This window comes from Actinomadura rugatobispora (assembly GCF_042656285.1).
GTDB lineage: Bacteria > Actinomycetota > Actinomycetes > Streptosporangiales > Streptosporangiaceae > Spirillospora > Spirillospora rugatobispora.
This window is the reverse complement of sequence record NZ_JBHSON010000033.1, coordinates 37,976-51,536: the sequence shown is the minus strand read 5'-3', so window position 1 is coordinate 51,536 and position 13,561 is coordinate 37,976. Positions and strand designations below refer to the sequence as shown.

At 72.1% G+C, this 13,561-nt stretch carries 13 protein-coding genes and 3 tRNA genes; 10 read left to right on the top strand and 6 right to left on the bottom strand.

Translation table 11 applies throughout. The features are described from left to right. Positions 1-29 precede the first annotated feature (29 nt). The 3 genes from ACFPZN_RS23375 to ACFPZN_RS23365 form a co-directional block, all read right to left on the bottom strand. Complete coding sequence (locus ACFPZN_RS23375) at positions 30-950, bottom strand: phosphotransferase family protein (RefSeq protein WP_378284237.1); 921 nt, start codon at positions 948-950, stop codon at positions 30-32. A 33-nt stretch (positions 951-983) separates the two neighbouring features. After that, the gene (locus ACFPZN_RS23370; protein ID WP_378284236.1) at positions 984-3,599 is read right to left on the bottom strand and encodes a PQQ-dependent sugar dehydrogenase; all 2,616 of its coding nucleotides are present in this window, start codon (positions 3,597-3,599) and stop codon (positions 984-986) included. Between the two features lie 276 nt (positions 3,600-3,875). Next, positions 3,876-5,528, bottom strand: a complete 1,653-nt coding sequence (locus ACFPZN_RS23365; protein ID WP_378284235.1) for an AMP-binding protein — start codon at positions 5,526-5,528, stop codon at positions 3,876-3,878. Positions 5,529-5,721: 193 nt separating this feature from the next. Between ACFPZN_RS23365 and ACFPZN_RS23360 the strand changes: the two genes are divergently transcribed. Then, complete coding sequence (locus ACFPZN_RS23360; protein ID WP_378284234.1) at positions 5,722-6,291, top strand: NUDIX domain-containing protein; 570 nt, start codon at positions 5,722-5,724, stop codon at positions 6,289-6,291. On the opposite strand, the gene ACFPZN_RS23355 is transcribed toward ACFPZN_RS23360, so the two are convergent. Then, complete coding sequence (locus ACFPZN_RS23355; RefSeq protein ID WP_378284233.1) at positions 6,261-7,049, bottom strand: SAM-dependent methyltransferase; 789 nt, start codon at positions 7,047-7,049, stop codon at positions 6,261-6,263. The two genes, ACFPZN_RS23360 and ACFPZN_RS23355, sit on opposite strands and share 31 nt — an antisense overlap. A 93-nt stretch (positions 7,050-7,142) precedes the next feature. Here ACFPZN_RS23355 and ACFPZN_RS23350 point away from each other — a divergent pair, with 93 nt between their 5' ends. The 3 genes from ACFPZN_RS23350 (at position 7,143) to ACFPZN_RS23340 (ending at position 8,663) form a co-directional block, all read left to right on the top strand. Continuing rightward, complete coding sequence (locus ACFPZN_RS23350; RefSeq protein WP_378284232.1) at positions 7,143-7,553, top strand: nuclear transport factor 2 family protein; 411 nt, start codon at positions 7,143-7,145, stop codon at positions 7,551-7,553. Further along, complete coding sequence (locus ACFPZN_RS23345; protein ID WP_378284231.1) at positions 7,550-8,299, top strand: hypothetical protein; 750 nt, start codon at positions 7,550-7,552, stop codon at positions 8,297-8,299. Before ACFPZN_RS23350 ends, ACFPZN_RS23345 begins: the two co-directional genes overlap by 4 nt. A 157-nt stretch (positions 8,300-8,456) precedes the next feature. Next, positions 8,457-8,663 (top strand): sigma factor-like helix-turn-helix DNA-binding protein, encoded by a 207-nt coding sequence (locus ACFPZN_RS23340; protein ID WP_378284230.1) that lies wholly within the window; start codon positions 8,457-8,459, stop codon positions 8,661-8,663. Here the strand turns inward: ACFPZN_RS23340 and ACFPZN_RS23335 are convergent. Beyond that, a complete protein-coding gene (locus ACFPZN_RS23335) occupies positions 8,660-9,526 on the bottom strand; it encodes a LysR family transcriptional regulator (RefSeq protein WP_378284229.1) in 867 nt (288 codons plus the stop codon). The genes ACFPZN_RS23340 and ACFPZN_RS23335 overlap by 4 nt on opposite strands. A gap of 104 nt (positions 9,527-9,630) precedes the next feature. On the opposite strand from ACFPZN_RS23335, the gene ACFPZN_RS23330 reads away from it, so the two are divergent. The 4 genes from ACFPZN_RS23330 to ACFPZN_RS23315 all read left to right on the top strand — a co-directional run bounded on the left by ACFPZN_RS23330 (position 9,631) and on the right by ACFPZN_RS23315 (position 10,917). After that, positions 9,631-10,455, top strand: a complete 825-nt coding sequence (locus tag ACFPZN_RS23330; protein ID WP_378284228.1) for an oxidoreductase — start codon at positions 9,631-9,633, stop codon at positions 10,453-10,455. Positions 10,456-10,663: 208 nt separating this feature from the next. Beyond that, a tRNA-Ser gene (locus ACFPZN_RS23325) sits at positions 10,664-10,749 on the top strand. A 4-nt stretch (positions 10,750-10,753) separates the two neighbouring features. After that, positions 10,754-10,826, top strand: a tRNA-Met gene (locus ACFPZN_RS23320). A gap of 15 nt (positions 10,827-10,841) precedes the next feature. Continuing rightward, positions 10,842-10,917: transfer RNA gene (locus ACFPZN_RS23315), tRNA-Arg, on the top strand. Here ACFPZN_RS23315 and ACFPZN_RS23310 read toward each other — a convergent pair. Continuing rightward, complete coding sequence (locus ACFPZN_RS23310; RefSeq protein ID WP_378284227.1) at positions 10,918-11,193, bottom strand: hypothetical protein; 276 nt, start codon at positions 11,191-11,193, stop codon at positions 10,918-10,920. Between the two features lie 171 nt (positions 11,194-11,364). Here ACFPZN_RS23310 and ACFPZN_RS23305 point away from each other — a divergent pair, with 171 nt between their 5' ends. Both ACFPZN_RS23305 and ACFPZN_RS23300 read left to right on the top strand, forming a co-directional pair. After that, positions 11,365-11,769 carry a hypothetical protein gene (locus ACFPZN_RS23305; protein WP_378284226.1) on the top strand — a complete coding sequence of 135 codons (405 nt, stop codon included), beginning with the start codon at positions 11,365-11,367 and terminating at the stop codon, positions 11,767-11,769. 364 nt (positions 11,770-12,133) lie between these two features. Further along, complete coding sequence (locus ACFPZN_RS23300) at positions 12,134-13,393, top strand: PRC and DUF2382 domain-containing protein (RefSeq protein WP_378284225.1); 1,260 nt, start codon at positions 12,134-12,136, stop codon at positions 13,391-13,393. Positions 13,394-13,561 lie beyond the last annotated feature (168 nt).

Genomic DNA, 13,561 nt, shown 5'->3' with positions numbered 1-13,561 from the left:
GCTAAATGTAGGGCAGCTTAGACGCCAGGTCATGCCGGGGACCCCACGCTGGAGATTCTGGTGCAGGTGTCGACGAGCGCCTGTTCGGGCCCGTCGAGCGGTCGTTCGTCCTTCCGTGCGGATTGGACGCACGTGGCCGCGATCTGGATCACCAGAGTTCGCGCGGGAACGTCCAGGACCTCCCAGGGGTCTCCCTCCGCCGGCACGGCGGGCCCCCGGAAGGCGCGGTAGGCGCCCAGGAAGCGGGACCAGTCGTCGTGCGCGAGGACCCCGGCGGAGTACAGCGCCGCGGGCCGGGCCAGGTCCCAGGCCGGGTCCCCGAGGCCGAGGTCCTCCACGTCGATCAGCCGCCATGTGCCTTGGACGCGCACCATCTGCCCCAGGTGCCAGTCCCCGTGCAGGAGGCCGCGCGGCGCGTCCGGCGGCGGGGCCGCGCCGGGCTCTTCGCGGATCCAGGCGGGGAGCGTGCCGAACGCGCGCCGGATCTCCTGCTCGGCGGCCGTGCCGCCGTCAAGTCGCGTCACCAGCCGCGCGACTCGCTCCGGCCGCCCCCAGCCCGGCGTGCCTTCGGGCGGCGGGGTGGAGTGCAGCCCGGCCAGCAGCCGTGCCCCGTCCTCCCAGGGCAGCGCGCCGGGTTCGGGCGTCACCGGCTCCCCGTACGGCCACAGCGTGACCACGCGGCCGCCGGCCTCGCGCGGCGGGCCCAGCGACGGCAGCAGCAGCTCGGGCAGCGCGTCGGCCACCCGCATCCGCGCCTCCAGGAGCGGGCCGCCGTCGCGGTCGGCCTGGTGGGCCTTGACGACCACGTCGCCGACCCGCACGACCAGGACGCCGTGCCGGTCGTACAGGATCTGCGGCTCATGCCCGGCCCCGGCCTCGGCCGCCCCGATCTCCGCGAGCCGGCCGAACAGCTCCGGCGAGGGGGGCGGCCGGTCGGGGTCGGGAGGCATCCGTCCAGTGAACACCATCCCGCCCCCGGCGCGTCAGCGGTCGTAGATCTCCATCTCCCACAGCGAATAGCCGTACGTGGTCGCGCGTTTGACGCCGTACACGCGCACCCAGCGCGCGTCGCGCGGCGTGAACGGGACGACGTCGATCCCCCCGTCGCCGTTCGTGCGGGTGTGCACGGTCGTCCACACGCCGCCGCCGGTGGAGGTCTCGATCCGGAACCCGGTCGCGTAGGCGGTCTCCCAGCGCAGCAGCACGTAGCCGACGCTGCGCACGGAGCCGAGGTCGACCTCCAGCCACTGCGGGTCGGCGCGGACGCTCGACCAGCGGGTCCCCGGCGGCGGGTTGGCCGGGATCCCGTCCACCGCCTTCGGGCCCTCCAGCCCCGCCTTCTCCACGCTGGACACCTTCACCGGCCGGTTCAGCGCCAGGTTCGTCTTCAGCTTGTAGTTGGCGGTGAGGGTGACGTCCCCGTCGTCCGCGGTGATGTTGTGGGTGGCGGCGCCGCCGTCGGACCAGCCGGTGAACTCGTACACCTTGCTCCCGACCAGCTGGGTCTCCGTCGGCGCCGACACCGACACCGTCGAACCGTTGATCACCGGGCCGGTGAACGGCGCCGCCTGCGTCCGCTCCAGCAGCGTCAGCGGCACGCCCGGCGGGTTGCTGGCCAGCGTGACCTGGCTGGTCTTGGGGTACAGCTCCACGCTGCGGGTGTCGGCCAGGCCGTCGGAGTCGGTCGCGGTCAGCCGCAGCTCCAGCCAGGACGGGTGCTCGTGGTCGGGCGCGGTGAACTCGCCGCTCTGCCCGTTCTGCCCGGTGATGGTGTGGACGTGGCAGTTGCTCGGGCAGTGGTGCATGATGATCTCCCATTTCAGGGAGTCCCCGGTCAGCTCGCCGTCCTCGGCGTCGGTGGCGCGCCCGGCGAACGGGACCTCGTCCCCGACCGTCCAGGTCAGGTCGGCGCCGGGCGAGGTGATCGCGGCGACCGGCGGGGTGGACCCGGCTGTGATCACCGTGGTGGCGGTGTCGGTGGCGCCGCGGGTGTCGGTCACCTTGAGCCCGACGGTGTACTTGCCCTTGGCCGTGTAGGTGCGGGTGGGCCTGGCCGCGGTGGAGTCGTCCAAGGCGCCGTCGCCGTCCAGGTCCCAGGCGTAGGTGAGCGGCACGTTGCCGTCGGCGTCGCTGGAGGTACTGCCGTCGAACGTCACCTCCAGCGGCAGCGGGCCGCTGGTCACGTCCGACTTCACGACCGCGACCGGCGGGTTGTTGACGCCGTTGTAGACGTAGCGGACGACCCGGCCGCCGGCGATGTCGACGGCGAAGACGTCCCCGCCGGGGCCCTGCTGCAGCTCGACCATCGACCCGGTGCCGGTCGCGAACGTCTCGATCTTGGTCTTGTCCGGGAGGCCGTCGGCGCCGGGCTTCATCGCCCACACGCACTTGCGGGCGTAGTCGGTGAAGAACAGCGCGTTCCGGTACTGCGCGGGGTAGGTCGTCCCGGCGTAGAACGACAGGCCGCTGATGGAGGAGCTGCCGGTGCCGCAGCTCTCCCCGGGCACGATCTTGTCGCTGTGCTTGTAGATGTAGCGGGCGTAGACGGTCGCCGAGTCGCCCGCCGCGTACAGGTTCTCGCAGATGTTCAGGTTGGCGGCGTCGTAGCCGGGGGTGCGGCCGTACCCCTCGTAGCAGGGCCAGCCGAAGTTGCGCACCTCGGTCGTCGGCGACCACACCCGGTTGATCTCCTCCCAGGTGGTGTAGCCGACGTCGCCCACCCACGCCTCGTTGGTGCCGGGACGCATCGTGAACCGGTACGGGTTGCGCAGCCCGTAGGCCACGATCCGCTTGGCGTTCTCGTCCCCGGTGGTGGTCGGGTTGCCGGGGGCGGCCCGGCCGGTGTCGGGGTCGAGCCGGACGATCGTGCCGTCCAGCGTGGTCGGGTCGGACGGGGTGCGCCGGTCCTGCGCGCGCAGCGCCCCGCCCTCGCCGGTCGGCGCGGTCAGCGAGGTGCCCGCGGGCCGCGGCGGGTCGCCGCACGGGTTGTTCTTCTGGCCGTAGTCGGCGTACTGGAAGCTGGCGCCGTCGCCGCCGCCCGCGTACAGCATCCCGTCGGAGCCGAACGCGATCGTGCCGACCGAGTGGCTGGAGAACTGCTGGCAGTAGTCCTCCAGCAGCACCTGCTCGGTGGGCGCGGCCCGCGCCGCCTTGAGGGCGCCCTGCGACTGCACCGCCTGCGTCAGCACGGAGATCCGGCCGGCGACGACGCAGCCCTCGTTGTTGGCGCCGGGCGGGTCGGGGCACTGCTCGTTGCTGCCGTCGGAGGACGGCCAGCGCGGGTGGGGACCGCCCAGCACGCCGTTGTAGGTGTACATCACGTACACCCTCGGGTCGGCGGGGAAGTCGGGGTGCAGCGCCAGCCCGAGCAGGCCGCGGTCCCAGCCGTTGAACGTCTGCGGCCGCAGGTCGGCGAACACGGTCGGGGTGGTGTCGGTGAGCGAGTCGAACACCTTGATGACGCCGCTCTTCTCGGCCACGAACACCCGGCCGTCGGGGGAGAACTCCACGTTCGTCGGCATCGTCAGCCCGGAGAAGACCGTCTTCTCCTGGAAGTTGGCCGGGAGCGCCGCCGCCCGCGCGGGGCGCGGCCAGTTCACGGCCGCCAGGAGCGTTCCGACGAGGGCGAGGACGAGGAGCCCGGCGAGAAGGGAACGGCCGCGATCGCCGCGTAGCGCGGAACGTCGCCCGGAATTTTCAAGGACCACGACGCAAACCCCTTCTGTGCCCCGAGGGGAGTCATACGATCTGCTACCCCGACTGGAACGATGAATGATTTCCAGGCGTAGGGAAGTGATCAGACCGCACGTGGCCAAGCCCCCAACCGCATGCGGTCAGCGGGTCAACGGCGCGCCGGGGCACCGCGTCTCACGCGCCTACAGGCCGCTCCGGGCGCGCGGGGCGGCCGCGGCGGCGGCGTCCTCGCGGATCCGGCGGCGGACGACCTTGCCGAGCAGGTCGCGGGGCAGGTCCGGCCGGGGGCGGTACTCGGCCGGCACCTTGTAGCGGGTGAGGTACTTCTCGCAGTGCCGGCGCAGCTCGTCGGCGGAGAACGGGTAGGCGGGGTGCTCGACCACGTGCGCGACGACGCGTTCGCCGCGCCGCTCGTCCGGCTCGCCGGTGACCGCGCAGTCGAGGACGGCGGGATGGCGGCGCAGCACCTCCTCCACCTCCGACGGGAACACGCTGAACCCGCTCACCTTGATGAGGTCGCTGCGCCGCTCCAGCACCGTGACGAACCCGTCCCGGTCCATGACCCCGACGTCGCCGGTGCGCAGCCAGCCCTTGGACAGCGTCTGGGCGGTGACCAGGGGGGCGTTCCAGTACCCGGCGAACACCTGCGGGCCGCGGACGACCAGCTCGCCCGGCTCCCCGGGCCCCAGCACCCGGGTCGGCCGCTCCTGGTCGACGACCACCACTTCGGTGCCCGGCAGCGGCACCCCGACCGTGGCGTTGCGGGCGCCCGGCCCGATCGGGTTGGCGGTCACGGCGGGGGACGCCTCGGTCAGCCCGTAGCACTGGATCAGCCGGTGCCCGCCGAGCGCGCCGAGCCGTCCGGCGGTCCGCTCCCCGAGCCCGGACGCGCCGGAGATGAAGACGCGCACGCCGCGCAGGTCGGACGGGCGCAGCCGCGGACTGTCGAGCACCTGGTCGTACAGCGTCGGCACGCCCGGGAACACGGTGGGCCGGTACCGGCGCAGCGCCTTCACCAGCTGGTCGCGGTCGAAGCGCGGCAGCAGCACCACCGCGCCCGCCTTCATCACCGGCGCGATCATCGAGCTGGTCAGGCCGAAGGAGTGGAACAGCGGCAGGACACCCAGCGTCACCTCCGCCCCGTCGCGGACACCGGTGTCCCAGGCGTGCTGCTGGCAGGCGTTGGCGACCAGGTTGCGGTGGGTGAGCATGACGCCCATGGGGCGGCCCTCCGTCCCGCCGGTGTAGCAGATCGCGGCCAGCCGGGACGGATCGACGCGGTGCCCGCCCTGCCGCCGCCGCGAGGGCCGCTGCAGCTCCGCGAACGGCACCACGCCGGGGTCGTCCGGCACCGGCGCGGTGAGCAGCGCCCGCCGCCGCTGCGCCTGCACCAGCGGGAGCCGCAGCGCCAGCCGCCTGCTCCACGGCAGGTGGTCCACGAGGGAGGTCACGATGAGGTGCTCCAGCGGCAGCGAGCCGCGCATCGCCCGGACCGCCGGGTAGGAACGATCCAGCACGACGGCGACGCGGGCCCCGCAGTCCGCGAGCTGGTGGCGCAGCTCCTCCTCGGTGGACAGCGGGTTGTGCGGGACGGCGATCGCCCCCCGCCGCAGCACCCCGAAGAACGCGATCACCTGCTGCGGGCAGTTCGGCAGGATCAGCGCCACCCGGTCGCCGGGCTGCACGCCCAGCCGGTGCAGCCCCGCGGCGAACCGGTCGGCGGCCTCGCGCAGCGCCCGGTAGCCGATCGTGCGGCCGAAGAAGTGCAGCGCGGGGCGGCGCGGATGGCGCTGGGCCGCCTCGTCCAGCAGCCGCGGCACCGAGACGCCGGGCACCTCGAGATCGGCGGGAACCCCCGGCTGATACCACCGCAGCCACGGCTGTGATCTTTGTGACGAGGGCCACATACCGTCCGATTCAACCATCAATCAGCTGCGCGTGTCGCGCCCGCCACGCGAACGACACGTCCCGCGTGGTCGGATGGGAAGGGCCGCGCAGGGGCGCGGCGCAGACCGAGAGCGAGGCCCGATGGAACCGACGATCCGCACCGTCTCCTCCCGCGTGGTGTACGAGAACCGCTGGATGACGGTGCGCGAGGACCGGATCGAGCGGCCCGACGGCTCCCGCGGCATCTACGGCGTCGTCGAGAAGAGCGACTTCGCCCTCGTGATCCCCGCCGAGAACGGCGGATTCCACATGGTCGAGGAGTACCGCTACCCGATCGGGCGCCGCACTTGGAACTTCCCCCAGGGCTCCTACCCCGACCGCCGCGCCGGCGCCCCCGAGGACCTGGCCCGGCACGAGCTGGCCGAGGAGACCGGGTTCCGCGCCGGCACCATGACCCCGCTCGGCTACCTGCACTGCTCCCACGGCACCAGCACCCAGGGCTTCCACGTCTTCCTGGCCACCGACCTGGAAGCGGGCGAGACCGCCCGGGAACCCGAAGAGCAGGACATGCGGCAGCGCTTCGTCACCCGCGAGGACTTCAAGCGCTACATCCGCGACGGCGCCATCACCGACGACTCCAGCCTCGCCGCCTACACCCTGCTCCTCCTCCACGAAGAGGCTCAGGGCTTGCGCGCGACACCGCAGAACTGAGCCACCTCGGCGTGCTCCCCGGGCTCGTCGGGACGCCAGCGCGAGCACGCCACGACCCCGGGCTCCAGCAGCTCCAGCCCCTCGAAGAACCCCTCCAGCTGCCGCCGCGACCGGGCCACCAGGGGCGTGCCGCCGCGCTCCATCACCTGCCGCATCGACTCGTGCATCGCCTCGCCGTGCAGGTCCGCCGTCGGATGGCTGATCGCCAGATAGCTGCCCGGCGGGAGGGCGTCCACCAGGCCGCGGACCACCATGCGGGCCTCCGCGTCGTCCAGGATGTGGTTGAGGATGCCCAGCAGCATCAGCGCGACCGGCTCGCCGAAGTCCAGCGTCCCGGCGGCGGCCTGCAGGATCGCGTCCGGGCGGCGCACGTCGGCGTCGATGTAGTCGGTGGCGCCCTGCGGCGTGCTGGTCAGCAGCGCGAGCGCGTGCACCAGCACCAGCGGGTCGTTGTCGACGTAGACGATCCTCGACTCGGGCGCGAGCCGCTGCGCGACCTCGTGGGTGTTGTTCTCGGTCGGCAGCCCCGTGCCGATGTCGAGGAACTGCCGGATCCCCTCCTCGGCCACCAGATGGCTCACGGCCCGCACCAGGAACCCCCGCGTGGCCCGCGCCGCCTCCGCGATCCCCGGTACGATCTCCGCCACCGCGTCACCGGCCTCCCGGTCGGCGGCGTAGTGGTCCTTCCCGCCCACCCAGTAGTTCCAGATGCGGGCCGAGTGGGGCCGCTCGGTCTGAAGCTCGGGCTCACCGCTCATAACCGCCATCCTGCCCCATGCCCCCGCCCGTCGCCGGTTCCTTTACCTCCCACGTCATCGCCACGCCCACCCGCGACCCGCCACCCTGGACCCATGACCGCAGACACCCGCGAGACCGTCCAGCTCCTCCTGACCCGCATGGCCGCCGGAGAGGACGTCGCCGACCTGTTCGCCGAGCGCGTCGACTGGCGCCTGGACTGGCCCGACGAGGAGCACCCCGACACCCCCTGGATCCGCCCCCGCTCCACCCCCGAGGAGGCCGCCGCCCACTTCCGCGAGCTGCGCGCCCACCACGTCCCCGAGAAGGACGCCTCCCGCGTCCACCAGATCCTCGTGGACGGCCCGGACGCCGTCGTCCTCGCCACCATCGACCAGACCGCCCGCTCCACGGGCCGCGCCTACACCTCCGCCTGCGCCCTCCACATCACCGTCGCCGGCGGCCTCATCACCCGCTACCACGTCTACGAGGACAGCCTGTCGGTAGCCCGGGCCCACCGGCCGTGATCAAACGGGCCGTCATCGCGCTCCTCGCGCTGGCCGTCGGCGCGGGCGCGTTCTTCTACCTCACCCGGGACACCCGGCACGACGTCGTGATGCGCCACGCCGCCGAGTTCACCGCCATCCGCGGGCAGCTCGCCCGCCTCGCCGCAGTGATCAAGCCCCCGCCGCCACCGCCCCGCCGCATCCCCGCCACCCACTGCGACGGCGTCCCGCCGGAGCCGTTCAAGTACGACCATGACGACCTGACCGGCACCAACACGGGCCTGGTGACCTACGACCAGCTGAAGAACCCCTCCGCCCCCGCCGGCAAGTGGTCGGTCACCACCACCGACCTCGCCCACTACGTCGCCGCCGCGACCCCCGGCTACCGGCCGACCGACGCCGACAAACAGCGGGCCGACGACGCGTACACCCGCTCGGTCGAGACGATGGCGAAGGTGCGCTACGTGGTCGCGGTCTGGACGAACCACTCCGAAGGCTTCGAGCAGAACGGCCCCTGGGACGACACCCTGGGCGTCGAGGCCCACATAGCCGACCTCCGCACCGGCAAGAGCCTCTGCTTCGTCCACGCGGCCGGCGGCCTGAGCGACCGCGTCCACTACGCCTACCCCCGCGACGGCGGCCCAGGGGCCCAGCGAGAACACGCCACCGAGGCGATCGAGAACAACCTCCGCGCCGCCGGAGCCACCGCCTTCGAGCAAAAACTCAACACCCTGGGCCACGGCCCCTTCAACCTCCCCACCCCGTAACCCCGCCCTGTGGCCTGTCTCTCAACGCTTCCTTAAGCACGGCATAAGCGGGTGTTCTTGGGGGGGCTTGGGGTGCGAAGTTCGGGGCGTGGCACTGCGATCCGGCAAGAACACGGACATGTACCTTCCCGCCAGGCCGGGGGAGCGGGTTCGTCCGGTGAGCGTTGTTCGGGCCTTCCAGGCGTTGCCGTCCGCTCACCGGGAGATCCTCAACGAGACCGTCTTCCGCGAGCGGTCGGTCAACGAGGCCGCTGTTTCGCTGGGGATTCCGGTGGACGTGGTGAAGACGCGCGTCTACCACGCCCTGCGCGCCCTCCGGGTGGCGCTCGACACTCCTGAGCCGGGGCGGTACGGCACCGGCTAGGCCAGGTCGCGGACGGTGTCGGCGAAGCCGCGTACGAGCGGGTCGCCGTCCTTGGCCCAGGCCAGGGCGACCTGCAGGGGCTCTACGTCGGTCAGCGGCACCCAGGCCAGGTCGGGCCGCGAGTAGTACAGGGACATGCTGAACGGGGCGAAGCAGATCGCCGTGCCCTCCGCCACCTGTTCCAGCATCTCTTCGACGTTGTCGTTGGTCGGGCCCCAGCAGGGGGCGGAGCCGTCAGGGCGGGGGTTGACCGCCCACCAGTCCACCCATGCGCGAGGGGCCTGCTCGGTCCACAGGAGGGGCTCGTCCTTGACGTCCATGATGGAGAGCCCCTTTCGGGTTGCGAGTGGGTGGTGTGCGGGGAGGCCCACGACTCTGGGTTCGGTGTGGACGACCTCGGCGTGCAGTCCTGTGAGGTCCGCGGGGAGCCAAACGAAGGCGATGTCCACGCGGCCCTCGCGGAGCGCGGCCACCTCGCCGCTCCAGTCGAAGCGTTTGGGCTCCATGCGGACGCCGGGGTTGCGGCGGGTGAACTCGGCGCGGGCCTTGGTGGTGAGTTCCCCGGCGCCGCTGGCCTCGAACCCGACCCGCAGCGTGCGGCCCCTGCGGTGCCGCTCGGCGGCGGCGGTGACGCGGTCGGCCTGGACGAGGGCCTTCCTGGCCTCGGCCAGGACGTCGCGTCCGGCGGGGGTGGGTGTGACGCCGCCCGCGTGCCGGTCGAACAGGCGGACGCCGAGCTCTGCCTCCAGGTTCTTCAGCGCGTAGGAGAGGGCCGGCTGGCTCACGTAGAGCTTCTGCGCGGCCCGGCCGATGTTGCCCTCGTCCGCGATCGCCACGAGATAGCGCAGCCGGCGGAGCTCCATGCTGCGATCATAAGCGCCCTTTATGGAGTTAGTGATCTTCTGTCTTGGACGTGCCGGGTTCGGCGGTGCGATGAATGGAGAGAGTCGAGCAGGGAGGAAGGGCTATGAAGGTCTGGCTGATCACGGGGGCGTCGTCGGGGTTCGGCAGGGCGATCGCGGAGGCGGCGTTGGAGGCCGGGGACACGGTGGTGGCGGCCGCTCGGCGGCCCGAGGCGCTGGATGATCTGGTCGCCGCGTATCCGGGCCGGGTGAACGCCGTCCGGCTGGACGTGACCGACCAGGCGCGGATCTCGGCCGTCGTCGCCGAGGCGGTGCTGTGGCACGGCAGGATCGACGTGCTGGTCAACAACGCCGGCCGCGGTCTGGTGGGCGCGGTCGAGGAGACCGGAGACCGGGAGTTGCGGGATCTGATGGACCTGCACTTCTTCGGGCCGGCGGCGCTGACGCGCGCCGTGCTGCCGCACATGCGCAGGCAGGGGTCGGGCGCGGTGGTGCAGATGTCCAGCATGGGCGGCCGCTTCTCCTTCGCGGGGGTCGGCGGGTACTCGGCCACCAAGTTCGCGCTCGAAGGGCTGTCGGAGGCGCTGGCCGCGGAGGTCGCCCCGTTCGGGATCAAGGTGCTGGTGGTGGAGCCGGGCGCGTTCCGGACCGCGTTCGCGGGCGAGCGGGCGCTGCTGCAGTCGGCCGCGCTGCCGGAGTACGAGGCGTCGGTCGGCCCGCTGCGCAGCGACCTGCCCGGTAGTGACGGCAAGCAGCCGGGCGACCCGGCCAAGGCGGCCGCGGCGATCATCCGGGCCCTGGACGCCGCGGAGACGCCGCTGCGGCTGCCGCTGGGCAACGACGCCGCCGACGCGGTCGCCGCGAGCCTCGAAGGGGCCCGCGCCGAATTCGCCGCCTGGGAGGACGTCGCACGCGGCACCGACTTCTGACGGGAAAAGGCGTTGCGTGCCCGGAGCAGATCCGGCACAGTGAAAGTCGAACGAAACGAGCCGGGACCGGAAGGGGTGCGGAAGGATGCGACGCCGAATGCGCAGCGACAGCAGCCGGAGCCTTTTCGGTCCAGGGCGCCATCGGACGTGACCAGCACGTGCGCCGCCCTCGTGGACCGGGTCCGCGAGGGCGGTTCTGTTTTTCCCGGGAGGGTTGGCCGAGCTGGTAAGGCAGCGGCTTGCTAAGCCGTCGTCAGGGGCGACTCTGGGCGAGTTCGAATCTCGCACCCTCCGCCCGGGCGGGTAGGAACGCTGGTGCGTTCGGCGGCCTCATAAACCGCTGCAGGTGGGTTCGATTCCCACACCCGCTACGCAGGAAAGTTCTGGTCTCCGTGGCGCAGTGGAGAGCGCGTCGGGTTGCGGACCCGAAGGCCGCAGGTTCGAGTCCTGCCGGAGACGCCATCACCAGCTCGGACGTACGGTGATCTGCCTGCTGAAGGTGTGGAAGACGGTTCCCTGCGCCTCGGTCAGCGTCGCCTGCGCGGATGCCGTCCCGTTGGCCCAGCGGTCGTCCGCGAAGCGGAAGGTCTGGACGAACTGGGTGTTGATCTCGGTACAGGTGAAGGGGCGTTCCTCGGTTCCCCCGGCGCCGGGGGCGGCCTGCTCGACGTTCATCGTGATCTGCGTGTCGAGAAGCGCGCGGCAGATGATGGAGATGTCGAAGCCCATGCGTTTCACGCCGTGATGTTCCGCCGGCAAAGGCGAATGAATGTGCGGCGGGCAATTCCCGGAAATCGGGGTGCGGCGGCGGGGGAGACGGAGCCGCGTGTATGTCCGGTTCGCGTGGGCAGGGTGTGGAGTGACCGGGTTCACCGGTCACTCCAAGACCGCCTGGTGGGGGAGGCTGACATGGAGTACGAAGCGGAGCGGCCCATGCCCGCCGACAGCCGTACCGTCTTCCAGGTCGCCGCCGATGTGTGGGCGATGCGGCACTGGATCCCCGAGGACGTCGTCCTGCGGCCGCTGGCCGACGACCTGGTCGAGGTGCGGGGCAGGGACAGGGTCCTGCTGCGGCGCGTCCCGGACCAGCTCCGCCTGGAGTGGGGAATCCTGGCGCGGCCCGACTACACGGGCTGGCTGCAGGTGCTGGACCGGGCGGACGGCAGGAGCAGCGTCCTCGCCCATCTGTCCTTCCTCGGCGACCAGCCGCAGAACACCGGCTCCAAACGGGTGCGCGCCGAGACCCAGCGGCTTCTCGAAGAGTCCCTCGGACGCCTCGCCGAAGAAGTGACCCGGCGTTCCGTCCGTACCTGAACGCGTTTCCCGCATTCGGAGATTTCCCCGTGGTGCGTGCCGTGACCGTCCCTTTTCCGGTTTTTCAGAAAATCGGGATACAGCCCCGGAAGAGACGGCCGTGGGCTGGTTCGATCACTGCGTTTACGCTGGTCGAGAACGGAAACACAGGTAGTAGTCAGACAACTCCGGAATCGGAGAGCGGGTACGGGGAAGCCCTGCTCAGTGGGGGTGTCGCCGCGGTGCAGGTCCGCGGGTCCGGCCGGGGGAACCCTTGATCCCGTCGCGCACGGCGCCGGATTCGGCCCTGCCGAGAGCACGTCCGCCCGGGCGCGGACGGGGCCGCCCGCCCACAGGGACGTCAGTGGAACAGGGGTGTTTTCGCGTGCAGACGCAGACGAATATCAAGGACCTGATGGACTGCGACGTGACCGACGGTTCCGGTCACAAGGTCGGGACGATCAAACAGGTTTATCTGAACGACGTTTCCGGAGAACCGGAATGGGTCAGAGTGCACACCGGCTGGTTCGGCACGCGGGAGAGCTTCGTGCCGCTGGCCGACGCCCATCTGACCGGTGACGCCCTCCAGGTGCCCTATGACAAGGACAAGGTCAAGCACGCCCCGGCCGTGGACGCCGACCAGCACCTGTCCCGCGAGCAGGTCGCCGATCTCTACCGCTACTACGGGCTCCGCGCCCCGACCGGGCGCAAGGCCGTCCCGGACCAGGTGGGGACCGCGCGCGAGGGCCGTACCCAGGCGCAGGCGCAGGAGCAGGCGAGGGCGCAGGAGCAGGCGGCGGCCGGGATGCGCGACCGGGCCGAGGCGGAGCAGCCGCTGCGGGAGGAGGCGCCCCAGGACTGGAGCGAGGGCGGCAGGAGGCCCGCGGCCGAGCCCGCGCCCCGAGCGGAGCCCGCGCCCGCGCCCCGGGCCGAGCCGGCGCCCCGGGCCGAGCAGCCCAGGGCCAGGGCCGAGCAGCCGATGTCGAAGACCGAGCAGATGCGCACCGCCCACGGCCGGGTGGCCGGGGAGCGCGCCACCGCGCGCGGCGCCCCCGGCGACGACGGCATGATCGAACTGACCCTGTCGGAGGAGCGGCTGCGGGTGGGCACCGAGCGGCGCATGGCCGAGCGGGTCCGGCTGCGCAAGCGGATCGAGATCGAGCAGATCGAGCGGACCGTCGCCGTCTACCGCGAGGAGTTGCGGATCGAGCGCGAGCCGATCGCCGACGAGGAGGCGGAGGCCGGGATCGGCCGGTTCCGCATCGGCGACGCGGAGGAGCGGGAGATCATCCTGCACGAGGAGCGCCCGGTGGTCACCAAGGAGACCATCCCGGTCGAGCGCATCCGGGTGCGCGCCGAGCGGATCGCGGGCGAGCAGACCGTCCGGGACGAGATCCGCAAGGAGCGCATCGACATCGCGCACGACGACGGCGAGGGGACGGCCGAGGGCTGGAGCGAGCCGGCTCCCGGCGGGACGGCCGGCCGTGGGATGGACGGCCATGTGATGGGCGATCGGGACATGTCCGGCCGTGCCGACCTGGGCGAACGCGAGTCGGGCGGGCGCGAGACCGGCCGTGACATGGGCCGCGAGATGGACCGCGAGATGCGTCCGCCCAGCGGTGGCGGCCGCCACGAGCGCCGGTAGCGGCGAGCGGCGGCGAACAGCGAGGCCCCGGCCCGATCCGGCCGGGGCCTTCGCGTGCCCGCCGGTGCATCGTTCCCACGTGGCCGCCGTCACGCTCCGGGGCGGCGCGGCCACGCGGAACCGCGGGACGCAGGACGCTCACGGGTATTGTCGCGCCGCCGTGCACGA

Bases quoted from the DNA above. Each gene is read 5' to 3' on its own strand.
- ACFPZN_RS23375 (WP_378284237.1), bottom strand. From the start codon at position 950: ATGCCTCCCGACCCCGACCGGCCGCCCCCCTCGCCGGAGCTGTTCGGC.
- ACFPZN_RS23360 (WP_378284234.1), top strand. From the start codon at position 5,722: ATGGAACCGACGATCCGCACCGTCTCCTCCCGCGTGGTGTACGAGAAC.
- ACFPZN_RS23355 (WP_378284233.1), bottom strand. From the start codon at position 7,049: ATGAGCGGTGAGCCCGAGCTTCAGACCGAGCGGCCCCACTCGGCCCGC.
- ACFPZN_RS23350 (WP_378284232.1), top strand. From the start codon at position 7,143: ATGACCGCAGACACCCGCGAGACCGTCCAGCTCCTCCTGACCCGCATG.
- ACFPZN_RS23335 (WP_378284229.1), bottom strand. From the start codon at position 9,526: ATGGAGCTCCGCCGGCTGCGCTATCTCGTGGCGATCGCGGACGAGGGC.
- ACFPZN_RS23330 (WP_378284228.1), top strand. From the start codon at position 9,631: ATGAAGGTCTGGCTGATCACGGGGGCGTCGTCGGGGTTCGGCAGGGCG.
- ACFPZN_RS23305 (WP_378284226.1), top strand. From the start codon at position 11,365: ATGGAGTACGAAGCGGAGCGGCCCATGCCCGCCGACAGCCGTACCGTC.